General features: G+C 72.2%; 15 protein-coding genes. 6 read left to right on the forward strand and 9 right to left on the reverse strand.

The annotated features are described in order from the left end of the window. Positions 1 to 114 precede the first annotated feature (114 nt). The 4 genes from ACFVTC_RS36550 to ACFVTC_RS36565 all read left to right on the forward strand — a co-directional run bounded on the left by ACFVTC_RS36550 (position 115) and on the right by ACFVTC_RS36565 (position 8,280). Complete coding sequence (locus tag ACFVTC_RS36550; protein WP_390133115.1) at positions 115 to 819, forward strand: GntR family transcriptional regulator; 705 nt, start codon at positions 115 to 117, stop codon at positions 817 to 819. A gap of 115 nt (positions 820 to 934) precedes the next feature. Then, a complete protein-coding gene (locus ACFVTC_RS36555; protein ID WP_390133117.1) occupies positions 935 to 2,452 on the forward strand; it encodes a hypothetical protein in 1,518 nt (505 codons plus the stop codon). A 133-nt stretch (positions 2,453 to 2,585) separates the two neighbouring features. Beyond that, entirely contained in the window at positions 2,586 to 3,467 is an 882-nt protein-coding gene (locus tag ACFVTC_RS36560; RefSeq protein ID WP_390133119.1) for a hypothetical protein, read from the forward strand. 61 nt (positions 3,468 to 3,528) lie between these two features. Next, the gene (locus ACFVTC_RS36565; protein ID WP_390133121.1) at positions 3,529 to 8,280 is read left to right on the forward strand and encodes a hypothetical protein; all 4,752 of its coding nucleotides are present in this window, start codon (positions 3,529 to 3,531) and stop codon (positions 8,278 to 8,280) included. 99 nt (positions 8,281 to 8,379) lie between these two features. On the opposite strand, the gene ACFVTC_RS36570 is transcribed toward ACFVTC_RS36565, so the two are convergent. The 8 genes from ACFVTC_RS36570 to ACFVTC_RS36605 form a co-directional block, all read right to left on the reverse strand. Continuing rightward, a complete protein-coding gene (locus ACFVTC_RS36570) occupies positions 8,380 to 9,930 on the reverse strand; it encodes a GMC family oxidoreductase (RefSeq protein WP_390133123.1) in 1,551 nt (516 codons plus the stop codon). A 49-nt stretch (positions 9,931 to 9,979) separates the two neighbouring features. After that, the gene (locus ACFVTC_RS36575) at positions 9,980 to 11,542 is read right to left on the reverse strand and encodes an APC family permease (protein ID WP_390133126.1); all 1,563 of its coding nucleotides are present in this window, start codon (positions 11,540 to 11,542) and stop codon (positions 9,980 to 9,982) included. 189 nt (positions 11,543 to 11,731) lie between these two features. Next, positions 11,732 to 13,192, reverse strand: a complete 1,461-nt coding sequence (locus ACFVTC_RS36580; RefSeq protein WP_390133128.1) for an aldehyde dehydrogenase family protein — start codon at positions 13,190 to 13,192, stop codon at positions 11,732 to 11,734. Beyond that, positions 13,185 to 14,330, reverse strand: coding sequence for an aromatic ring-hydroxylating dioxygenase subunit alpha (locus ACFVTC_RS36585; protein WP_390133130.1), 1,146 nt, complete (start codon positions 14,328 to 14,330; stop codon positions 13,185 to 13,187). The genes ACFVTC_RS36580 and ACFVTC_RS36585 overlap by 8 nt, the downstream gene beginning before the upstream one ends. Continuing rightward, a complete protein-coding gene (solA, locus tag ACFVTC_RS36590) occupies positions 14,327 to 15,496 on the reverse strand; it encodes an N-methyl-L-tryptophan oxidase (protein ID WP_390133132.1) in 1,170 nt (389 codons plus the stop codon). The genes ACFVTC_RS36585 and solA overlap by 4 nt, the downstream gene beginning before the upstream one ends. Before the next feature lie 38 nt (positions 15,497 to 15,534). Beyond that, complete coding sequence (locus ACFVTC_RS36595; protein WP_390133134.1) at positions 15,535 to 17,988, reverse strand: FAD-dependent oxidoreductase; 2,454 nt, start codon at positions 17,986 to 17,988, stop codon at positions 15,535 to 15,537. A 234-nt stretch (positions 17,989 to 18,222) separates the two neighbouring features. Continuing rightward, positions 18,223 to 19,308, reverse strand: a complete 1,086-nt coding sequence (locus tag ACFVTC_RS36600) for an S-(hydroxymethyl)mycothiol dehydrogenase (protein WP_390133136.1) — start codon at positions 19,306 to 19,308, stop codon at positions 18,223 to 18,225. A 450-nt stretch (positions 19,309 to 19,758) separates the two neighbouring features. Next, entirely contained in the window at positions 19,759 to 20,580 is an 822-nt protein-coding gene (locus ACFVTC_RS36605; protein WP_390133139.1) for an IclR family transcriptional regulator, read from the reverse strand. A 214-nt stretch (positions 20,581 to 20,794) separates the two neighbouring features. On the opposite strand from ACFVTC_RS36605, the gene ACFVTC_RS36610 reads away from it, so the two are divergent. After that, entirely contained in the window at positions 20,795 to 21,115 is a 321-nt protein-coding gene (locus ACFVTC_RS36610) for a bifunctional 3-phenylpropionate/cinnamic acid dioxygenase ferredoxin subunit (protein ID WP_390133141.1), read from the forward strand. After that, positions 21,112 to 22,386 carry an NAD(P)/FAD-dependent oxidoreductase gene (locus tag ACFVTC_RS36615; RefSeq protein WP_390133143.1) on the forward strand — a complete coding sequence of 425 codons (1,275 nt, stop codon included), beginning with the start codon at positions 21,112 to 21,114 and terminating at the stop codon, positions 22,384 to 22,386. The genes ACFVTC_RS36610 and ACFVTC_RS36615 overlap by 4 nt, the downstream gene beginning before the upstream one ends. Positions 22,387 to 22,616: 230 nt before the next feature. Here the strand turns inward: ACFVTC_RS36615 and ACFVTC_RS36620 are convergent, their stop codons facing one another. Next, on the reverse strand, positions 22,617 to 23,201 hold the full coding sequence (locus tag ACFVTC_RS36620) for a hypothetical protein (RefSeq protein WP_390133145.1): 585 nt from the start codon (positions 23,199 to 23,201) through the stop codon (positions 22,617 to 22,619). Positions 23,202 to 23,547 lie beyond the last annotated feature (346 nt).

Genomic DNA, 23,547 nt, shown 5'->3' on the forward strand with positions numbered 1-23,547 from the left:
CGAGCGGGCGGTGCGGACCGTGCGGCGCCGTCTGACCGCCAAGGTAGAGGATCGTTGAACGATCCTTCAATACCCGTGTTGTTTCGTTCCTGTATCTACGATTGAATTCCGGCTATGGCAGAGCTGACCGGACTGGCCGACGACCGCGCCCTGCTGGGCCGCACCAGCACCGCCGAGCGGGTGGCGGACATCCTCAGGAGCCGGGTCGCCGAGGGGTACTTCCTGCCCGGGACACGGCTGTCCGAGGACAGCATCGGCGGGGCGCTCGGTGTGTCGCGCAACACACTGCGCGAGGCGTTCCGGCTGCTCACGCACGAACGGCTGCTCGTCCACGAGCTCAACCGCGGGGTCTTCGTACGGGTGCTGACGGTCGAGGACGTCGAGGACATCTACCGCACCCGCACCCTCGTCGAGTGCGCCGTGGTCCGAGGGCTGGGTGAGCCGCCGTACGCTCTCGACGACCTCGCCCACGCCGTCGGGGAGGGGCAGCGGGCGGCCCGCGAAGGCGACTGGAAAGCCGTGGGCACGGCCAACATCCACTTCCACCGGGAGCTCGTCGCACTCGCCGGGAGCTCCCGCACCGACGAGGTGATGCGCAGTGTCTTCGCCGAACTGCGGCTCGCCTTCCACGTGGTGGACGACCCGCGGCGACTGCACGAGCCGTACCTCGCCCGTAACCGTGAGATCCTGGAGACGCTCCGGGCGGGCGACCGCGACCGGGCCGAGCACCTGCTCGCGGTCTATCTCGGCGACTCGCTCGAAAGGGTTGTCGAGGTCTACGCGCGGCGGGTGGCGGACGGCGCGCAGGGCATCGACTGAGGCACGGGCGGCCCGTCGGCGCACGGCGGGCGCGAGCGCGCCGCGAACCCGGTGACGGGCGGTCGCTTCTGCGCCGTTTCGACCGTTGTCAGACGGAGGACCTAGTCTGTGCACCGTGACTTCGCCTGCACCGACGGACCGTGTTCCGCCCCAGCTCAGCGCGGCGCCGCGCCTCGCTCCGGGTCCGGCCGCCGACGAGGGCCTGGCGCGGCGGCTGCGCGCGCTCGCCTGCACCGCGCCGCTGCACGACCTGGACGTGCGCAAGGCGAATCTCGCGGGCGAGTACACGGTCTACGGCATGGCCGAGGTGGCCCTCGCCGTCATCGACCTCGTCACCCTGAACATGGACTTCGACACCGGAGCCGACCACGACCAGATAGTGGCCCGGCTCCTCCCGCGCATCGCCGCGCAGGCACCCCGGCGTCCCGTCGCGGAGCACGAGCGGGTGGCCCGCTGGGTCCTGGAGAACCTGATCAACGTCGGCAGCGTCGACCGCGGCTTCCGGGCCGTGTACGGCACGTTCGCGCCCGACGGCTCCTATGTGCGCCGCGACTACGACTTCAAGCTGATCGAAGAGGTCCCCGGCTACGGGGGCACCGTCTACCTCCGTACGACGGACGAGGCGGTCAACGTCCTCGTCGGCGCCCTCGACACCGACGTCACCAGCGCGCAGATCGCCGCCGAGGTCAAGCTGGAGGTGCTGATCAGCCGCGGCCGGCTCGCGGACGCCCAGCTCGCCGCCGAGCAGGCCCGCTACCGGACCGTGCAGTACGCGGAGACGCTCCGCAGGGCTCTCGACGCCACCCGGCGCAATGTGCGGGCCGTCGACTGGCTCCAGGCCGTGCCCGACATGATCGCCGAGGCCCTCGACCACGTCGCGGACCGCTATCGCCACGAGAACGCGATCCTCACCAACATCCGCAAGGCCCGCGACGAGTCGGAGGACCCCGAGCAGAAGCGCCGCGCCGCCGAGCTCGTCGACATCGTCAAGGACTGCATCCGCCGGCACACACAGCTGCAGTCCAGGCTCCTGGAGGCCGGCCCGCTGTTCCGCGCCGAGCAGGACCGCCAGGCCTTCGCCACCCCCATGACGACCGCCGGCATCGACCTCTACGGCCATCTCGTCGCCCCCCTGCTGCCGCTGCCCGTCGAGCAGGCGCGGCGCGTGACCGACGCCTTCTTCGCGCGCGGCACCGGTCTGCGCACCCCCGTGTCCGTCCGCGTCGCGGACCTCGTCGACCTCCTGCTGACCCCGCCCGTGGAGCGGGAGCACCTCGGCGCCGAGATGCCCGAGCCGGACCTGATCGCCACCCCGGACGACAGCCGCTTCAGCGAGGAGCAGCTCGCGAGCGCCATGGAGCTGCTCGACCTGCCCGCCGACGCGCCGCGGCGGCTGTCCGGGCTGCTGGCGGAGGCACGCGACCGCGATTCCGAACTGCCCTATCTGGTAGCGCTGTTGGCCATCCACGCGGCCAGCCCGCCGGTCGGTACCGCCTACCGGCAGGGCGAGGAGAAGCTGCTCTTCGCCGTGGACGACGGCACCGAACTGGACGATCCGGAGTTCGGCGGCGCCGATCTCATCGTGGGCATGGCCCTGCTGGACGCGGCGGGGATGGCGGCGGACCGGAAGTGAACACCTCGCCGCACGCACCGGGGAGCCGCGAGCCGTCCACGGCCCGCCGGCCGGCCCTGGCCGGCCACGCGGTCCGCCGCACCCCGCACCCGGGCGTCCCCGCCCCCGTACCTCTGAACAAGGAGCCCCTTCCGTGACCGATCAGCACGTCGAGTGGAGCGAGCCGGACGTCGTCGCCGCGCCGGCGAACGCCCCCGTCACGCCCGCCGACGCCGCCGACGCGGCGCGGCTCGTAGCCTTCGGACTGCAGCCCAAACTGCAGCCCGCGCGCGACCAGGAGTACGCGGAGCTGCTGCGCCGCCACCGCGAGGACCCGCCCTTCGCGCGCCTGGCCGACGCCGTGGCCGCCGGGCTCGGACTGGTCGTCCTGGAGGTGTCCGCACGCGCGGGGATGGCGGTCACGGCCGCCGAGGACTCCGTCTTCGCCGTCCGCATGGGCGACTACGCCCGCCGTACCTCCGCCGACTCCGTGGACCGCTTCCTGCACGGCCTCGCCCACCTTGCCGTGGCCGCCCTGGCCTTCCCGCGGCCGGAGGACCTGGCCGACGACGGATACATCGGGCGCGTCTCGGTCAACGGCGTCGACGCGTTCGTACGCCAGGCCTGCCGCCGTCTGGAGGAGCGGGCCGAGGAACTGGGCGAGAACACCGACCCGGCGACCGGGTCCCCGGGGCTGGAGGCGGCCTGGCGGACCTGGGCGCGGCGCAGCTCCACCGGCGCCACCAAGGACGCGCGAAGACTCGCCGGCTCGACCACAGGCATCGTCGGCAAGGCCGTCGTGTTCCTCACCGACTCCGGCTTCCTGCAGCGCACCGGCGACGACGCGGGCGGCACGTACCGGACGACGGCCCGCTACCAGCTCCAGGTCCGGGACATGGCGGGCAGCGCCGCGATGACCGAGCTGCTGGAGCTGGGCGTCGTCCCGGTGACCGACGGCTCCGCGAGCCTGCTGCCCGCCGAGGACGGCGACGATCTGGAGCCGGTGGCCGGCGCCGGACTGCCGTTCCACTCCTGACCGCCGCGTATCCGAAGAACCCCCTCACGTATCCGAAGACTGACGACGAGAGTCCGCCGCCATGTACGAGCTGTCCCGGGTCCGCCTCTACTCCATCGGGCCGGCCGGTGCGCGCTACGCCGACACCGTGCTGGACCTGCGGGGTGTCGGCGAGCCCGTGCCCGACCCCGCGCCCATCCAGGCGGAGTTCTTCGCGGACGAGCCTGTCGGGCCGCCGCGCCGGCCCGCGCCCGCGGGCGTGCTCTTCCTGGAGAACGGCGGCGGCAAGTCCGTACTGCTCAAGCTGATCTTCTCGGTGATGCTGCCGGGTCACCGCAACACACTGGGCGGCGCCAGCTCCGGTGTGCTGCGCAAGTTCCTGCTCGCCGACGACTGCGGCCATGTCGCGCTGGAGTGGCAGCACACCCTGACCGGCGAGTGCGTCGTGGTCGGCAAGGCCAGTGAGTGGCGTGGACGACAGGTCTCGAACGACCCGCGGAAGTTCGCCGAGGGCTGGTACTCCTTCCGCCCCGGACCGGGCCTGAGCCTGGACAGCCTGCCCGTCGCCGAGGCCACGACCGTCCGCCCGGCCGTCGAGGGGGCGTCCGGCGCGCAGGGACGCCGCCGCACCATGAAGGGCTTCCGGGACGCCATCACCGAGGCGGGCAAGGCATACCCGCACCTGGAGGTGCACTGGGAGGAGATCCACGACCGCTGGAACGAGCACCTCGGCGACCTCGGCCTCGACCCCGAACTCTTCCGCTACCAGCGGGAGATGAACGCCGACGAAGGCGAGGCCGCCGGTCTCTTCGCCGTCAAGAAGGACTCCGACTTCACCGACCTGCTGCTGCGCGCGGTCACCGACACCCGCGACACGGACGGCCTCGCCGACCTGGTCGGCGGCTTCGGCAACAAGCTGGGCCGGCGCTCCGAACTGATCGCCGAGCGGGACTTCACGGCCGGCTCCGCGGACCTGCTCGGACGCATCGTCGAGGCCGCCGACGCCCGCTCCCGCGCCCGTGACATCCACGCGGCCGCCGAGCGGCGCACCCGGACACTGGCCCGGCGCCTGTCCGCACGGGCCGTGCGGGAGCGGGTACGCGCCGGAGAGCTCGCGCAGCGCGTCACCGCCGCCGCGTACGCCGTCACCCATGCCGAGGGCGCCCGCGAGCGCAGTGCGCTGATCGCCGCGGAACTCGCCTACCGGCATGCCTCGTTGGCGCTCGCCGGGGCCGAGAAGTCGGCGGCCGCGCAGAAGCGCGAGCTCGCCGACGCGCGCACGCTGCACGCCTCCTGGCAGGCCGCCGAGCTCGTCCTGCGCCACCGGGCCGCCGCCGACCGCTCCGCGCGCGTGGCCGCCGCGATCCTCGAGGCCGAGCGGGACGCCGCACCCGCGCTCGCCGCCCGCGCCCGGGCCGCCGTCGACCTCGTCCGCGCCCTGCACCGCGCCGCCGAGGGCGCCGAGACACTCGCCAACGAGGAGGAGGAGCGCTCCGCCGGACTGCAGGAGGTCGGCGAGACCGCGTACGCCGACTCCACCGCCGCGGCCACCGCCGCCCAGCGTGCCCGCAGCGAGATCGGGCACCTGCGCCAGCGGCTCAGCGAGGTCGAACAGGAGACCGCCGAGGCGGTCCGCGCGGGCTGGCTCGACGACACCGCCCCCGACGCCGACCCGGCGCGCGCCGCGCTCGCCGCCAGTGACGCCGAGAAGACCGCCGTCGCGGCCTGGGACACCGCCCGCGAGGTCTCGCGCCGGGCCACGGAGCACGCCAGGGAAGCGGCGTCCACCGAGTCCCGCGCCGAGCTGACGGCCGCCCGCGCGGCGGACGCGGCGGCGGCGGCCGACCGGGCGTACGACGGGGAGCGCCGCACCGCGGAGGGGCTGGCGGACGAGGACAGGCTCGCCGAACTGCTCAGCCTGCCGGGCGCCGGGGCCAGGGCACGCGGCGGGGTGCCACTGCCCCGGGCGGGCACGGACACCGCCGGCGCGACGACCGGCCGCCTCGGCCGGCAGGCGGGCGCGGGCGACGGCACGGCCGGGCGCACCGGACACTCCGCGTCCGGCGGCCACGGCGGAGCCGGCGGCGACACCGTCGCCGAACCCTGGACCGCGGCCGAAGGCGCCCTCACCCCCGAGGAGCTGGACCAGTACGCCGACGAGCTGCGCACGCTCCTCGACGACGGTGTGTCCTCCGCCGAACGCCAGCTGTTCGAGCTGCGCACCGCCGCGGCCGACGACGCACGCATCCTCGGCGCCCTCGGCGACGGCGGGCTGCTGCCGCCGGGCCCGGACGTGCTGGCCACCGTCGAGTACCTCGGCGAGCACGGCATCCCCGCGCTGCCCGGCTGGCGCTATCTCGCCCAGGCCGTCGATCCGGTCGACCACGCGCGGGTGCTCGCCGCCCGTCCGGAACTCGTCGACGGCGTGATCATCACGGACCCGGACACGCACGCACGGGCCCGCGAGGCGCTCGCCGAGGCGGCGCTGCTGCCCCGCTCCGCCGTCGCCGTCGGCACCGCCGCCGCACTGCTGGCCCCGACCCCCGCCACCGACGGGGGAGACACCGGGGTGTTCCTCGTCCCCCCGAACCCGGCCATGCACGACGAGCACGCCGCCGACGAGGAACGGCAGACGCTGCGCGCCCGCGCCACCGGCCGTGACGAGGAGATCCGCGCCCTGGCCGGCCGGCTCGCCAAGGACCGGGAACTGGCGGCGCGGCTCGCGTCCTGGCGCACCGGATGCCCGTCCGGCCGGCTCGTCGAGCTGGCCGGGGCCGCCCGGGAAGCCCGCGCCTTCGCCGAGGAGGCCGAGGCCGAACTCGCCGAGGCGCGCACGGTACGGGCGGAGGCCGACGAGACCGCCGCCGAGGCCGCCCTCGTACGCGACGAACGCCAGGACACCGCCCAGCGTGCCCGGCGCGCCGCCGACGCGCTCGCGGGCCTCGCCTTCCGGCTGCGCGAACGCGCCGGCTGGCAGGTGAAACTACGCGAACTCGCAGACGACGCAACGGAGTCGGAGGCCCGCGCCCAGACCTGCCTGGAGCGCGCCCGAGCCGCCGACGAGGACCGCCGCGCCACCCAGCGTGCCGCCGACGACGCCCGCCGCACGGCCCGCGCACTGCGCGCCGAGCGCGCGGAGATCGCTGGCGCCCCCGACGACGTACCGCAGGACGCGCCTGACACCACGAAGGCGTCGCTGCCGGCTCTGCGCGAGGCATACCGGGCCGCCTCGCAGCTGTACGAGAAGGTCGGCGTCGGCGCCGACCTGCGGGCCGAACAGGCGCGGGCCGAGAGCGACGAGAGCGCGGCGCTGGCCGAGCTGGACCGGCTCAGCAACAAGGTGCGCACGCGCGCCGCGCAGCTGCTGGAGTCCCCGGACGGGTCCGACGGGCCGTCCCGGCAGGCCGCAGCCGCCCGTGCCGAGGACTTCGTACAGCTCCTGGAGACCCGGGTGTCGACCGCGAGTGAGCAGCTCGGGCGGCTGCGCGGCGAGGCCGAGCGGCACGCCCCGCAGGACGGCGGCGCCCACACGGAACTGTCGGAGGAACTGGTCCCGCGCGACGCCGAGCACGCCCAGACCCTGCTGCGCACGGCCACCGGTGAACTCGCCTCCCGCGCCGAGGCGTTGAACCGGACCCGGGCGGCGCACACCGAACTGCTCGACGCCCACCGCACCGCCGAGGACGCGGCAGGCGGCTTCGACGAGACGGCGGCCCTCCTGCGGGACCTGCTGCGCGAGCACTCCGACGAGGAGCAGGAGGAGCAGGAGCCCTACCCCGGCAGCCTCGAAGAGGCACGGCACGCCGCCGCCGAGACCCGGCGCTCCCTGCGCGGCTGCGCCGCCGACCTCTCCGCCGCCGAGGGCACGGTCCGTGAGGCCGGCGACATCCTCGTACGGCACGCCAACTCCACGCGCTACGAGCAGGTGCGCACCCCGGCCCGCCAGCAGATCCGCGAGCTGCCCGCGTCCGCGCTGCCCGAGCACGCCCAGAGGTGGGCGGACGCCTTCGCGCCCCGACTGCGGGTCCTCACGGACGAGTTGGAGCAGCTGGAGCGCAACCGGGACTCGATCGTCGACCGGCTGCGCGGGCTCGTGGAGTCCTCCCTCGCCACACTGCGTTCCGCCCAGCGGCTGTCCCGGCTGCCCGAGGGGCTCGGCGAGTGGTCAGGACAGGAGTTCCTGCGGATCCGCTTCGAGGAGCCGGACCAGGCCACGCTGACCGAACGGCTCGGTGAGGTCGTCGACGAGGCCACCCGCGCGGCGGTCAAGAAGAACTCCGACATGCGCCGCGACGGCATGTCGCTGCTGCTCAGGGGCGTCGGCGCCGCGCTCCGGCCCAAGGGTGTCGCGGTCGAGATCCTGAAGCCGGACGCCGTGCTGCGAGCCGAGCGGGTTCCCGTCGGACAGATGGGTGACGTGTTCTCCGGCGGGCAGCTGCTGACCGCCGCCATCGCGCTCTACTGCACGATGGCCGCGCTGCGCAGCAACGACCGGGGCCGCGACAAGCACCGGCACGCTGGCACGCTCTTCCTCGACAACCCCATCGGCCGCGCCAACGCGACGTACCTGCTGGAGCTGCAGAGGGCCGTCTCGGACGCACTCGGTGTCCAACTCCTCTACACCACGGGCTTGTTCGACACGACCGCACTCGCGGAGTTCCCCCTCGTCATCCGGCTGCGCAACGACGCCGACCTGCGCGCCGGGCTGAAGTACATCAGCGTGGAGGAACACCTCCGGCCGGGACTGCCGCGCGAGGCCCCCGCCGGGGAGGCCGTGCACACGGAGATCACGGCGACACGGATGTTCAAGCGCCCGGCGCCGACCGCCCCGTAGGACGGACGGCCCCGGGGAGCAGTGTGCTGCTCGGGGCCGTCCGTGCCCACCGGGTGGGGCCGCATGCCACCACGGCCCCGCGCGCCTTGTGGGCTGCTCCTACACGTCCTCCTTCACCAGGTCCGCGCATTTCTCGCCGATCATCATCGTCGTGACGCAGGGATTGACGGAGATGAGATCGGGCATCACCGAGCCGTCCGCGACCCGCAGACCCTCGATCCCCTTGACCCGCAGCCGCGCGTCGAGCGGGGCGGAGGAGTCGTCGTCCGCGCCCATCTTCACGGTGCAGGACGGGTGGTAGACGGTGTTGTGGGTCTTGTGGATGTAGTCGAGCAGTTCGTCGTCCGTCCGGACGTCCGCACCGGGAGCCAGTTCGGCCCCCGCCCACCCGCTCAGCGCGGGCTGCGCCACGATCTCCCGGGCCAGCTTCAGCCCGTACGTCATCACGCGCACGTCGTGCTCGTGGGTGAAGTAGCGCGGATCGACCCTCGGCTTGTCCCGGTAGTCGCGGGTGCGCAGCCGCACGGTGCCGCGTGACTTCGCGCGGGTGACGTTCGGGGTGAGGCAGAAGGCGTTCTCGGTCGTGGGGAAGCCGTGCCGCGCGGTGTTCATGTCGAACGGCACCGAGCCGTAGTGGTACATCAGGTCCGGCCGGTCCAGGCCCGGTTCGGTGTCGTAGAAGATGCCGGCCTCCCACCACTGGCTGGAGGTGGTGGTCATCGGCTGCCGGGCCTCCCACATGATGACGCCCTCGGGATGGTCCTGGAGGTTCTCGCCGACACCCGCCGAGTCCACCACGACGTCGACGCCGACCTCGCGCAGATGCGCCGCGGGCCCGATGCCCGACAGCATCAGCAGCTTGGGCGTGTCGATGGACCCGCAGGACACGATCACCTCGCGGCGGGCGCGCACCGTCCGCGTGTGGATCAGGTCCGGGTCCAGGTACTCGGCGCCCACGCACCGCCGTCCATCGAGGACGAGCTTCTTGGCGCGCACCCCCGTCCGTACCGAGAGGTTCGGCCGCTTGCCCATGACCGGGTGCAGATACGCGACCGACGAGGACTGGCGGACGTTGTTCTCGTCGGAGTTGATCTGGAACCAGTTGGCTCCGCGGACCACGGTCGTGCCGGTGTTGAAGGCCGTGGTCGCAATGCCCGCCTGCGCGCACGCCTCGAGGAGCGCGGTGCCGCAGGGGTCCTCGCCCTTGAGCGTGCGCAGTTTCACCGGGCCGGTGCGGCCGTGGTGGTCGCCGGGAGCGTCGTTGGACTCCAGCCGCCGGTAGAGCGGGAAGAGTTCGGCCGCGCTCCACCCCGTACAGCCCGCCGCGGCCCAGTCGTCCAGGTCCTCGGCGGGGGCCCAGAACGCGATGCAGGAGTTGTGCGAGGAGCAGCCCCCGAGCACCTTGGCGCGGGCGTGCCGCATGAAGCTGTTGCCGCTGGCCTGCGGTTCGACCGGGTAGTCCCAGTCGTAGCCGGACTCCAGCAGTCCCATCCAGCGCTCCAGCTTCAGGACGTTCTCGTCGCCGACGTCGCTGGGGCCCGCCTCCAGCACGCACACGGTGACGGAGGGATCCTCGGAGAGCCGGGCCGCCACCACGTTGCCCGCCGTACCGCCGCCGACCACTACATAGTCGAACTCATCGACACTCATGGAGAGTTGACCTCCTCGGGTTGCTCTTCGGCCGGTTGTCCGCCGGTCCTCACTCGGCGGCGGGGGCGATCAGGGGAGAGGCGGCGGAAGTGTCGGACCGGAGCTGGTGCTCGGCGAGCACCCCGGTGCGGTGCCGCTGCACGAACCAGTAGTAGGCGAAGCCGCCGCCGGCGACGACGGCCACGAACAGGACGGCGCCCCAGCGCAGGTACCAGTGGTACGGGGCGGCCGCGTTGTAGACCGCGGAACGCGGCCAGATGAGGTTGACCGTCATGGCCGCGCCCCAGACGACGGCGACGATGTTGACGAGCAGCCCCCAGCGGCCCAGCGAGAACTTGCTGTCGCCGGCGGGCTGCCACCTGCCGCGCAGCCGGGCGACCAGCATGGGCCCGGTGACCATGAGGTACGCCAGGTAGATCATGATGATGCCGATGCTGGTGACCACGGTGAAGATCTGCGGCTGGCGGATGTTGACCACCAGGATCGCCAGCGCGAGGACACCGATGATCACCGTGGGCAGCACCGGTGTCCGGAACCGCGCGTTGACCTTGGCCAGCTTCGAGGAAGCGGGCAGGTTGTTGTCGCGGGCCATCGCGAAGGCCAGCCGGACCGCCGCCGTGTGCACGGCCAGCGCGCACACCGTGACCGCGATCAGCACACACCACAGCATCGCCTTGCCGGCCGTGGGGCCGAGCACGTCGAGGACGATGTACTGCAGCCCGTCCGTGGAGAGCTTCTCGCCCTTCAGGCTGGAGACGCTCATCAGCGCGAGGAGCAGTACGAGCCCGCCCAGGACGAAGGAGGCGACGATGGCCCGGATGATGGCGCGCGGCGCGTTCCGTGAGGGGTCGAGGCACTCCTCACCGAGCGACGAGGCCGTGTCGAATCCGTACATCACATAGGCGGACGCCAGCGAGGCCACCAGGAACGCGCCGAGGTAGCCGAACGACTGTCCGTCGCCGGTGCCCTGGGTGTCCATCACCACCTGGGGGCCACGCGTGATGTGCACCGCGAACAGGATGATCAGCACGACGGTGGCGATCAGTTCGATGAAGACACCCGCGGTGTTGATGGTGGCCATCAGCTTCACGCCGAAGGCGTTGACCAGGGTGGTGAACAGGATCAGCACGGCCGCCAGCAGCACCGCGTTGGTGGCGACGTCGTACTTTCCCGTGCCGTCGCCCACGAACTGGAAGGCGGGGGAGATCTGCGGGAGCGTCAGCTGATAGGCGAGGGCGACGGCCGCGATCGTCACGATCGACGCGAGCAGCATCATCCAGCCCGCGAGCCAGCCGATGTGCGCGTTGCCCACTTTCTTGGACCAGTTGTAGACGGAACCGGCCACCGGGTAGCGGGCGGCGAGTTCGGCGAAGCAGAGCGCGACCATGAACTGGCCTATGAACACCATCGGCCAGGACCACCAGTAGGCGGGGCCGCCGCTGCCGTAGCCGAAGTAGAAGAGCTGGAAGGTGCCGGTGAGGATGGAGATGTAGCTGATGCCCGCGGCGAAGGTGTGGAAGTTGCCGAGGGTGCGCTTCAGTTCCGGTTTGTAGCCGAACTCGGAGAGTTCGGCGTCGTCGTTCTGGTCGACGGTCGGTGGACGGGTGGTCATGAGCGGCCTCCTGGATCGGGGAGAGGGGCGCGGCTCGTGCGGGTGGAGTCGGGGGGTGGCGGCGGTCGGGTGAGGGATTCGGGAGGTGGCTCGGGTGACCGTCAAGGGATGACGGGGGATTACCTGAAATCAGCGGTGACTACAAGGGATTGCCGGGGATCATCGGGGGTTGCCCGGGATCACCGGTGATCACGCGAACCAGCCCTGTGGGGACGGATCGGTGTTGCGCCAGATGTGCTTCGCCTCGCGGTACTCGGCGAGACCGGCCGGTCCGAGCTCGCGCCCGGAACCGGACTGCTTGAAACCGCCCCATTCGGCCTGCGGGACGTAGGGGTGGTAGTCGTTGATCCAGACCGTGCCGAGCCGCAGCCGCGCCGCCACCCGGTGCGCCTTGGCCTCGTCCGTGGTGAACACGGCGCCCGCCAGGCCGTAGATCGTGTCGTTGGCGAGCCGCACGGCGTCCGCCTCGTCCCGGAAGCGTTCCACGGTCAGCACCGGACCGAAGGACTCGTCCTGGACCACGGACATGTCGCCCGTGCACTCGTCGAGCACGGTGGGCAGGTAGTAGAACCCCTCGCCGAGCCCCTCGGGACGCCTGCCGCCGCAGCGCAGCACCGCACCCTCGGCGACGCCCCGCTCGACGTACGCCTCGACCTTGGCGCGGTGGGCCGCCGAGACCAGCGGCCCGGTCTGCGCATGCTCGTCGAACGGTCCGCCGAGCCGGATCAGTTCGGCCCGGCGGACGAGCTCGTCGACGAACCGGTCGTGCAGCGAGTCCTCGACCAGCAGCCGGGCCCCGGCCGAGCAGACCTGCCCGGAGTGCAGGAAGACCGCGGTCAGCGCCAGGTCGACCGCGGTCTCGAAGTCGGCGTCGGCGAAGACGATGTTGGGGTTCTTGCCGCCGAGCTCCAGGGCGACCTTCTTCACCGTCCCGGCCGCCGCGGCCATCAGCCGCCGCCCGGTGTGCAGGCCACCGGTGAACGAGACGAGGTCCACGTCCGGGTGGTCGGCGAGCGGCGCGCCCGCCTCGGGTCCCGCGCCCAGCACGAGGTTGGCCGCGCCGGCCGGCAGCCCGGCCTCTTCGAGGAGCCGCATCAGATGGATCGCCGTGTGCGGGGTGAGCTCGCTCGGCTTCAGCACGAAGGTGTTGCCCGCCGCGAGCGCCGGAGCGACCTTCCAGGCCGTCTGCAGCAGCGGATAGTTCCAGGGCGTGATCAGCGCGCAGACCCCGACGGGCTCGTACACGACCCGGCTGTCCACGCTCGCCGTGCCCGTGTCCACGACCCGGCCCGTCTCGGCGGAAGCGGCCCGGCCGAAGTAGCGGAAGCAGTTCGCGATGTCGTCGATGTCGTACTCGCTCTCGACGAGCCGTTTGCCGGTGTCGAGCGACTCGGCGCGGGCGAGCGCGTCCTTGTCCCGTACGAGGAGGTCGGCGACGCGCAGCAGCAGGTCGCCGCGGTCCGCCGCCGGGGTCGAGGGCCAGGGACCCTCGTCGAAGGCACGGCGCGCCGCGGCGATCGCCTCCACCGTGTCCTTGCCGCCCGCCTCGTCGACGACCCCGACCAGGGAGCCGTCGGCGGGGCAGCGGATCTCGCGGGTGCGCTCGTCGAGAGCGCCCCGCCACGTACCGTCGATGAACAGGTCAGGCACTGGGGCCTCCCAATCGCCGGATCAGCCACTCGTGGAAGATCCCGATGTGATGCTCGGTGGGCACCAGGACACCACCCTTCCGGTACGCCCGCGACGCCATCGCCGGCTGCGTACGCTCGCAGGCCTCGAAATCCTGTTCGTTGACCCGGTGGAAGAGTTCGACCGACCTGGACACGTCGGCGCCTGACTCCACGACCTCCGGCGCGTAGAGCCAGTCGCACTCGACGACCGTGCGGTCCTCGGCGAGCGGGAACATGCGGTGCAGGATGACATGGTCCGGGACCAGATTGACGAAGACCGTCGGTTTCACCGTGATCGCGTAGTAGCGGCGGTCCTGGTCGTCCGTCAGGTCCGGCAGCCGGCCGAAGCCCTCGCTGCCGTCGACCGTGAACCCCCGGACGTCCGCACCGAACTCGGCGCCGTGCCCCACGTAGTACTGGGCGGCGTACCCCTCGGCGAACTCCGGGAGCACGTCGGTGAGCTCGGGGTGGATCGTGGCGCAGTGGTAGCACTCCATGAAGTTCTCGACGATCAGTTTCCAGTTCGCCCCCACGTCGTACCTGACGCGCCTGCCGAGCGCCAGCTTCTCGGTGCCGTAGTGCTCGATCGCGGCCGCGTCGCCCAGCCGCTCGACGGCCGCGCCCAGCACCGTCTCCTCGAAGGAGGGCGGCTCGTCGGCCAGGCACACCCAGGCGTAGCCGAGCCACTCGCGCAGCGCCACCCCGATCAGGCCGTAGGCGACGCGGTCGACGTCCGGCATCTTCACCAGGTTCGGCGCGGCGACCAGCTTCCCGTCGAGGCCGTAGGTCCAGGCGTGGTAAGGGCACTGGAGGTTGCGGCGGACCTCGCCCGACTCCTGCGTGCACAGCCGGGCCCCGCGGTGCCGGCAGACGTTCAGGAAGGCCCGCAGCTCACCCGTGCGTGTGCGGGTGATCAGGACGTTCTCCCGGCCGACCTGCACGGTCCTGAAGGCACCGGGCCGCACGAGATCCGCGGAGCGGACGGCACAGAACCACATCGACTCGAACAGGGATTCCTGTTCCTGCCGGAAGATCTCCGGGTCGGTGTAGTAGTGGCCGGGCAGGGTGGCGAGCAGGCTGGGGGAGAGGGGGGACCGGGAGACGGGGGTCGTCGTCACGTGCGTACTCCTCGGGCGGGCGCGGCGGCGAGGCGGTGGGGGTCGAACAATCCGATCGGGTGATCGGTGGTGCCGGTCAGCGCGAGGTCAGCGAGGATCTCGCCGACGACCGGCACGAACTTGAAGCCGTGCCCGGAGAATCCGCAGGCCACGGTCACGGTCTCCGGATGCGCCGGATGGCGGGCGATGACGAAGTGCTCGTCGGGGGTGTTGGAGTACATGCAGGTGGCGGCCTTGAGGAAGGTGCCGGGCAGGTCGGGGATGCAACGGGACATGTGTTCGGCCATGGCCTGGATCTCGTCCTCGTGGACCGTCCGGTCGATGGTCTCCGGGGTGGTCACGGCGCCCTTGCGGAAGAAGGCGACCTTGGCGCCCAGCTCCGGCCCGTCGATGGACGGGAAGCCGTACACCTGGACTCCGGCGTCGTCCTCCCAGATGTAGACGGGATGCTCCCCGGGCAAGAACGGCCGGACCCCGCCCTTCGGCTGGAACCAGTACATGACCTGCCGCTCGATGGTGAACGGCACCCCGAGGTCGGTCAGGAGCCGCGGCGCCCAGGCGCCTGGGCAGATCACCAGCCGGCCCGCGGTGTAGGTGTTCTCGGCGGTGTGGACCCGCACCCCGTCCCGGTAGGGCTCCCAGCGGGTCATCGGTTCCTCGAAGTGCAGGTCGGCGCCCTGCCGGGTGGCGAGCTGGAGATGCGCGGCGACGGTGTTCTCGGGGCGGACGAACCCGGCCCGTGCCTCGTACAGCGCGACCTCGTCGTCGCCCGGGTTCAGGGTCGGGAAGCGACGGCGGATCTCCGGGGCGTCCAGCATCTCGTGGGGCAGGTCCCACCGCTCGGCGGAGAGCAGTGAACCGGCGACCGTCCGCGAGTCGGGACGGCCGATCATCACACCGCCGCAGAGGGTGGCGATCTCACGGCCCGTCGCCCTCTCCAGCTCCTCGTACAGCTCGTAGGAGCGCAGCAGCAGGGGTACGTACGCCGGGTCCTCGAAGTAGGACTGCCGGGTGATGCGCGAACCGCCGTGGCTGGAGCCGCGGTTGTGGACCGGGCCGAACTTCTCCAGGCCGAGCACGCGGGCGCCGCGTGCCGACAGATGGTGGGCGGCGGCACTGCCCATGCCGCCGAGACCGATCACGATCACGTCGTAGGTGGGGGACACCGGGACCTCCTGGGCGCGTTGGGGCGTGTCCGGGTTTCTCAGCGGCGGATGCGGGTCATCCCCGGGTCGAAGAGCGGCTCCTCCGCGACGGTGGCCGGAACCTTCTCGCCGAAGTACTCGATGTGCACGCCCGTGCCGGCCGGGAGCGCGGGCAGCCAGGCGTAGGCGACACAGTGGCCCAGCGTGTATCCGTACGAGGCGCTGGTCACGTACCCCGCGGGGGCGCCGTCGACGTGGACGGGCTCCTTGCCCAGCACGACGGAGGCCGGGTCGTCCAGGAGCAGCGGGGTCAGTCTGCGGGCCGGTTCTGCCGTCGCGAGGTCCCGCAACGCCTCCTGGCCGACGAAACCGTCCTTGTCCATACGGACCGCGAAGCCGACGCCCGCCTCGAACGGGTTGTGCTCGTCGGTCATGTCGGTGCCCCAGGCGCGGTAACCCTTCTCCAGCCGGAGACTGTTGAAGGCCGACCGGCCCGCCGCGACCACGCCGTGCGGTCGTCCCGCCTCCCACAGGGTGTCCCAGAGCCTGAGCCCCAGATCGGCGGTGGTGTACAGCTCCCAGCCCAGCTCACCCACGTACGACAGCCGCATCGCCGTCACCGGGACGTGTCCCAGGTACGTCTCCTTCGCGCGGAAATAGCCGAAGCCCTCGTGCGAGAAGTCGTCGCGCGTCAGCGGCTGGACGAGGTCCCTGGCGAGCGGACCCCAGACACCGACGCAACAGGTACCGGAGGTGATGTCCCGGATGTGCACGTCGCGGGGGGCGTGCCGGGTCAGCCAGTCCAGGTCGGCGGGGGAGTTGGCGCCCACCTGGAAGCGGTCGGGGGCGAGACGCGCGACGGTGAGGTCGGAGCGTATGCCGCCCGTCCCGTCGAGGAGCAGGGTGTAGGTGACCGCGCCGGGCTTCTTGCGGAGGTTGTTGCTCGTCATGCGCTGGAGGAAGTCCAGGGCACCGGCGCCGGTGACTTCCAGGCGGCGCAGCGGGGTCATGTCGTACAGCGCGACCCTCTCGCGGGTCGCCCTCGCCTCGGCCGCCGCGATCGGTGACCAGAAGCGCGACGACCACGCGTCCCGCCCGGGGAGTTCCAGACCGTCCAGCAGGGGGGCGTTCGTCTCGTACCAGTGCGGGCGCTCCCAGCCGCCGCCCTCCAGGAAGTACGCGCCGAGCTCGTGCTGCCTCGCGTGGAAAGGGCTGACGCGCAGCGGGCGGGGGTCGTCCATCGGCTGGAGCGGGTGCAGGACGTCGTACACCTCGACGAACTGCCGCGCACCGCGCTCGCGTACGTACGACGGTGAGCGCTGCGCGTCCTCGAAGCGCGTGAGGTCGCATTCGTGGAGGTCGAGAGAGGCACGACCGTCGACCATCCACTCGGCGACGGCCTTCGCCACCCCCGCGGAGTGGGTGACCCAGACGGCCTCGGCCAGCCAGAAGCCGCGCAGGGCGCGCGATTCGCCGAGCACCGGCATGCCGTCCGGAGTGAAGGAGAAGACGCCGTTGAAGCCCTCCTCGATCTCCGTCGCGCGCAGGGCGGGCAGCAGCCGGCGGCAGTCTTGCCAGCTCGGCGCCCAGTCCTCCTCGGTGAAGGGGTACGAGGACGGCATCGGCATGTCGTTCGCGCGCGCCTCGTCGTAGGGGAGGATGCCGAACGGGTCCACGGGCAGCGGCTTGTGGGCGTAGCTGCCGATGCCGATGCGGTCGGTGTGCTCGCGGAAGTAGAGGTCGCGGTCCTGGAAACGGAGGATGGGCCTCGATGCCTCGGCGGTGGCGCCGGCCAGCTCGGGGAGCCGCTTGGTCTTCGCGTACTGGTGCGCGAGCGGCTGCAGGGGTACGTCGACACCGGCCATGCGCCCGATGACCGGTCCCCAGAATCCGGCCGCCGAGACGACGTGGTCGGCGGGGAAGACGCCGCGGTCGGTGACGACGGCGGTGACCCTGCCCTCCTCCCGTTCGATGCCGACGACCGTGTGGCGGTCCAGGAAGCGGGTGCCTCGCGCGGTGGCGCGCTCCAGCTGGGCGCGGGCCGCGAGCAACGCGCGGGCCAGGCCGTCGTCGGGGGTGTGGAAGCCCCCGAGCACGGCCGAGCGGTCGATGAGCGGCCACAGTTCCGCGCAGCGCGCCGCGCTGACGATCTCGCCGCGGATGCCCCAGGCGGTGGCGTAACCGGCCCTGCGGTGCAGATCGGCGAGGCGCTCGGGCGTGGTCGCGAGCTCCAGACCGCCGACCGGGTCGAAACAGGGGACACCGTCGACCTCGAGGGAGGTGAACTTCTCCACGGTGTAGCGGGCGAACGCCGTGAGGGTCCTGGACGGGTTGGTCTGGAACACCAGGCCCGGCGCGTGCGAGGTGGAGCCGCCCGGGGCGGGCAGCGGCCCCTGTTCGAGAACGGTGACGTCGGTCCAGCCGCGGGCGGTCAGCTCGTCGGCGAGGGAGCAGCCGACGATGCCGGCGCCGATGACGACCACACGGGGACGGGTTGCGGGTGTGCTGGACATGCCCCTCCTTGCCGGGGTGGGGAGCGAACGCGCTGAGGGTGCGGGCCGGGGCGCGCCCCGCGGGAGCGGGCGCGGACCGGGGAGCGGCGTGGACGTCGGGAGCGTGCGGGGAGGCGGAAACGGGCGGGGAGGCGGGGAGCGAGCGGGGAGGCGGGAGCGGGCAGGACCTATGAGCGGGACCTACGAGCGGGACCTACGAAGCGAGGGCGTCCGACCGTTCGGCGGTCGCGGCGGTCACAGGACCACCACCGAGCGCAGCACCTCACCCCGCCGCATCTTCGCGAACGCCTCCTCCACCTGGTCGAGAGCGATGGTCTCGGAGACGAACGCGTTGAGGTCCAGCAGTCCGTACAGGTACTGGTCGATGAGGTACGGGAAGTCCCGGCTCGGCAGACAGTCCCCGTACCAGGACGACTTCAGCGCGCCGCCGCGCGAGAACAGGTCGATCAGCGGAAGATCGATCTTCATCTCGGGATCGGGGACGCCGACCTGGACGAGCACACCGGCGTGGTCGCGCATGTAGAAAGCCTGTCTGTACGTCTCCGGGCGGCCCACCGCGTCGATGGCGATGTCGACCCCGAAGCCGCCGGTGAGGGCCCGCACGGCCTCGACCGGGTCCGTGCCGCGCGAGTTCACCGTGTGGGTCGCGCCGAACTTCTCCGCCTGGTCGAGTTTCTTGTCGTCGATGTCCACGGCGATCACCTTCATGGCGCCGTTGAGACAGGCGCCGGCGATCGCCGCGTTGCCGACACCGCCGCATCCGATGACGGCGACGGTGTCGCCGCGGCCCACGTTGCCGGTGTTGACCGCGGCGCCGTATCCGGCCATCACACCGCAGCCGATCAGGCCCGCGGCCTCCGGGCGGGCGGCCGGGTCGACCTTCACCGCCTGCCCGGCCGCCACCAGGGTCTTCTCCGCGAAGGCACCGATACCGAGTGCGTTGGTGAGCGGAGTGCCGTCGAGGAGTGTCAGGGGCTGGGTGGCGTTGCGGGAGTCGAAGCAGTACCAGGGGCGGCCACGGCGACAGGAGCGACAGGTCCCGCAGGGTGCCCGCCACGCGAGGACGACGTAGTCGCCGGGGACGAGGTCGGTGACGCCCTCCCCGACCGCCTCGATCGTGCCGGCCGCCTCATGGCCGAGGAGGAAGGGGAAGTCGTCGGTGATCGCGCCCTCCCGGTAGTGCAGATCCGTGTGGCAGACCCCGCAGGCCTGGACGTCGACGAGCACCTCGCCGGGGCCAGGGTCGGGGACGACGACGGTCCGCACCTCCACCGGTGCGCCCTTCTCGACAGCGACTACGGCACGGACCTCGTGTGGCACGACAAGCTCCTCTGCTGTTGCGCATTGCACTAAGGGTTGCGCGATGAGGAACATCTTGAGAACGCCGTCAGCGAGCCGTCAAGGGGTGGGAGTTAACCCTTGGCAAAAGGAACGGGGTGCCCGAAACGTGACGGACACACGAGTCGGCGGGGCCCCGGATCGCCCCGGGCCCCGCGTCGTGGTGAGGCGACGGATCGGCTCGGTTCCGCCGCGACGCACACCCCGAGGGGGCGCGTGCGGGCCGTGTCCGGGTGAGAAACGGAGGGTGGGGAACGGAGGGTGAGGAAAGGCAGTTGAGAAAGAGCAGGTCAGGAAGAGCAGTTGAGAAAGAGCAGGTGGGGAAAGGCAGTTGAGGGGCGGTGGCGGAATCGGCCCATGTCGCTGTCGCTGTCGCCGTCGTAGGTTGCCCCGTCGTCGCGACGGTCCCGCCGGCGCCGCCCTCGGCGGCTCTCAGAAGCCGTAACCCATCCGCCGTGACAACTCGGCCCCCGCCGCCACCGTCCGCTTGGACAGCTCCGGCAGGCGGCCGGCGTTCAGCCGGTAGACCGGCCCCGACACGCTGATCGCCGCGATCACCTTGCCGTCGTGCGCGCGGACCGGCGCGGCCACGGCCGCGAGGCCGAGTTCCAGCTCCTCGACCGTGATGCCGTAGCCCTGCTCGATCACGGCCTCCAATTCCGCGCGCAGGGTGGAGGGGCCCGTGACCGTCCGCTCCGTGAAGCGCGGCAGCGGCCTCGCGAGCAGGCCTTCGCGCAGCGTGGGCGGCATGTGCGCGAACAGCACCTTGCCACTGGAGGTGGCGTGCAGCGGGGTGCGTCTGCCGAGCCAGTTCTGCGCGGTGACCGAGGCGGTCCCGCGGGCCTGCATGATGTTGACCGCCGCGTCGTCGTCGAGGACCGCGATGTTGACCGTCTCGCCCACCTCGTCGGCGAGTTCGCGGCAGACCGGGACGCCCTCCTGGGAGATGTCCAGGCGCACCGCCGCCGCTCCCGCCAGGCGCAGTACGGCGGCCCCCAGGTAGTACTTCCCGCGGTCCTTGGCCTGGGCCACCAGACCGCGGTTCTCCAGGACACCGAGGAGGCGGAAGGCGGTGGACTTGTGCACGTCCAGCTCCTCGGCGATCTCGGTGACACCGGCCTCGCCGAGCCGGGCGAGGATCTCCAGCACGCTCACGGCGCGGTCCACCGACTGGACGGCACTGCCCGCGCCCCTGCCGTTCCGCTTCTCGGGAAAGTCCTCGGAGTGCTCAGCCTGCTTCTGCGTGCGGGTCATAGCTCAACTCTCACCACTTGGCAGCCCTGTTTGGGCCGCATCTGCGGGAAGCCCTTGACGTGACGGGACACCCGCACGGATTCTGTTGCGCATAGCGCTCCCTCGTGCGCCATGCGAAACATCATGTTACCGAAGCGTCCGGAACCGGAAAGGTGTCCGGACCACCTGGACCAGGAGGTCCCGGACGGAGAGTCCCGGACCGAGAGGGGGGCCCATGATTCCCGTCTGCCGCCTTGCCGACCTCCCCGCGGGCGCTTCCGTCCGTGTCGACATCACCCCGCCCGTCGCCGTGTTCAACGCCGACGGCGAGCTCTACGCCATCGACGACACCTGCACCCACCAGGACGCCTCCCTCTCGGAGGGCTGGCTGGAGGGCTGTCTGGTCGAGTGCCCCTTGCACGCCGCCTCCTTCGATCTCCGTACGGGGCAGCCGACATGTCTTCCGGCTCGGCGCCCCGTCCGCACCCACCGCGTCACCGTCGACGACGGAGTCATCCACGTCCACCTGGCCGTGGAGGAGGGCACCGCCGCATGAGGACCGTGACCGTCGTCGGTGCCTCGCTCTCCGGTCTGTACGCCGCCCGGGAACTACGGGCCCAGGGCTTCGACGGCCGCCTGGTGATCGTCGGCGACGAGATCCACGAACCGTACGACCGTCCGCCGCTGTCCAAGGACTTCCTCACCGGCCGCGCCGACGAGTCCCGACTCGCCCTGACCGACGCCGAGGAGAGAGCCGGCCTCGACGCCGAGTGGCTGCTCGGCATCCGCGCCCACGGCCTCGACGCCCGTGACCGCGCCGTCCTCCTCGACGACGGCCGTACCGTCTCCACGGACGGCGTGGTCATCGCCACCGGCGCCTCGGCCCGCCGGCTTCCGGGTGACGGCCTGACCGGTGTGCACACCCTGCGCACCCTCGACGACGCCCGCGCCCTGCGCGCGGAACTCGTCCACGGACCGCGCCGTGTCGTCGTCATCGGCGGCGGCTTCATCGGTGCCGAGACCGCTTCCTCCTGTGCCGGGCTCGGTCACGACGTCACCGTCGTCGAGGCCGCGCCGCTGCCGCTCGTCCTCCCGCTCGGCCCCGAAATGGCCGCCGTGTGCGCCGCGTTGCACCGACGTGGCGGCGTCGAGCTGGTGACCGGCACCGGGGTCGCCGCGCTGCGGGCCGGCGGGGCCGGCGGGGCCCGCGCGAGCCGAGGCCGCGACGCGACCGGCCCTGAGCGAGCCCCGGACGGCCCGGCCGTTCCCGCCGTCACCGGAGTGGAGCTCTCCGACGGCCGGATCCTGCCCGCCGACGTCGTGATCGTCGGTATCGGCGCGACCCCCAACACCGGTTGGCTGGCCGGTTCGTCGCTCGCTCTGCGCGACGGCGTCCTGTGCGACGAGGGATGTGTCACCCGCCTGCCCCAGGTGGTCGCCGTCGGCGACGTCGCCCGGGTCGGTGGCACCCGGGCCGAGCACTGGACCTCCGCCACGGAACAGCCCCGCGTCGCGGTGGGCAACCTGCTCGCCGGACGCACCATCGGGACCGTACGCGCCCTGCCCTACTTCTGGTCCGATCAGTACGGCGCGCGCATCCAGTTCGCGGGACGCCGACAGAACTCGGACACCGTCCGGATCGCCGAGGGCACCATCGAGGACGGCGCACCGGGCGAGGGCGGCCTCCTCGCCCTGTACGAACGCGATGGCCGCACCACCGCCGTGCTCTCCGTCGACCGCCCGCGCCCGTTCATGAAGGCGAGGCGTCAACTCGCTTCCTGCCAGGGCCCGGTGGAGTCGGCCGAAGCCGCCGTCGCGAACCTCTGACGTCGTCTCGGCGACGACTTCGAGGGCGACCCGACGAGCGCGAGGCGCTAGGCGGTCCGACGCGCTGGGCCCGGACCGGCGTCCCGGACGCGACTCCGGGAGCGTGAACCCCCGGAGTCCGGCGTCGGGACAGTCGGCCTCGAAGCGCCGCACCGAGAGACGTCGACGACGCTGCTCTCGGGGCGGCGCCCTCAGAAATCGTCGACGACGCCGACCTCAGGCCTTCGGCCTCACGGGTGCGACAACCGCCCGGCGCCGCCCCGCCGCTGTATCCGCTCCTGCGCCCGCTGCGTCGCGCGCGCCTGGCGTCGCGCCCGACGGCGCTCGCGCCGCAGGGCCCGGGCGGTGCTGCTCGGCTCCGACACCACCCCGTTCCGCTGGTTCCACACCTGACGTGTGACCCAGACGTCGAGGACGGCCCAGGTCGCCACGACCGTGCTGGCCACGCTGCTCAGGACCATGGGGAAGGCCAGCCAGGAATCCGCCATCGTGGCCAGGAAGGCGGTCACCGCCTGGATCAGCGTCACGGAGATGATGATGACCGCCCGCACGGCCGCCGTCCGCACCGGGTCGGGCAAGCGCCGACGCCGCGCCGGCTCCTCGATCCACAACGGCCGGTAGTACGACTGCTCTTCGTGCGCGGCGACGCCCCGGCCGACCGCACCGCGCCGACTCGCCGCCCCCTGCGCACCGGCGGCCGCTCCCGTCCCCTCCACATGCCGGTGCCCGTCGGACGCACCGCCCGGCCTGCCCGCGTGGTCGTGCTCACGGGGCGCCGCGGCAGAGCCGCTCCGTCGTGCGTATTCACCGCCCACGCTGGTGCGGGCACCTCCGTCCCGCGCGGCGGCCTGCCGCCCGATCTTGGGGTCCTGATCCTGATTCGCGGCGCCCCGCCCGCTCGCCGGCTCGCGCTCGGTCGTGACAGCTTTCTGTCCGCCCCCTTCGCCGGGTCCGCCCGCCGCAGCGTGCCGCCCGTCCACTCGATCGCGCCCGTCCACCGGGCTGTCGCGATCCGGTGCCTGTGCGGTTCCGCGCTCCGCCACCGGTGCCGCAACACCGCTCCCGGACGCCCCGTGCCGCTCCGCCGTGCCCATCAACTCGTCACTCCCCACCGCCCAGCAGACCTTTCGCACGGGTGCCGTACGGCACCTGCTCCCCAGT

It is taken from the genome of Streptomyces sp. NPDC057950 (assembly GCF_042887295.1).
GTDB classification, from domain to species: domain Bacteria; phylum Actinomycetota; class Actinomycetes; order Streptomycetales; family Streptomycetaceae; genus Streptomyces; species Streptomyces kaempferi.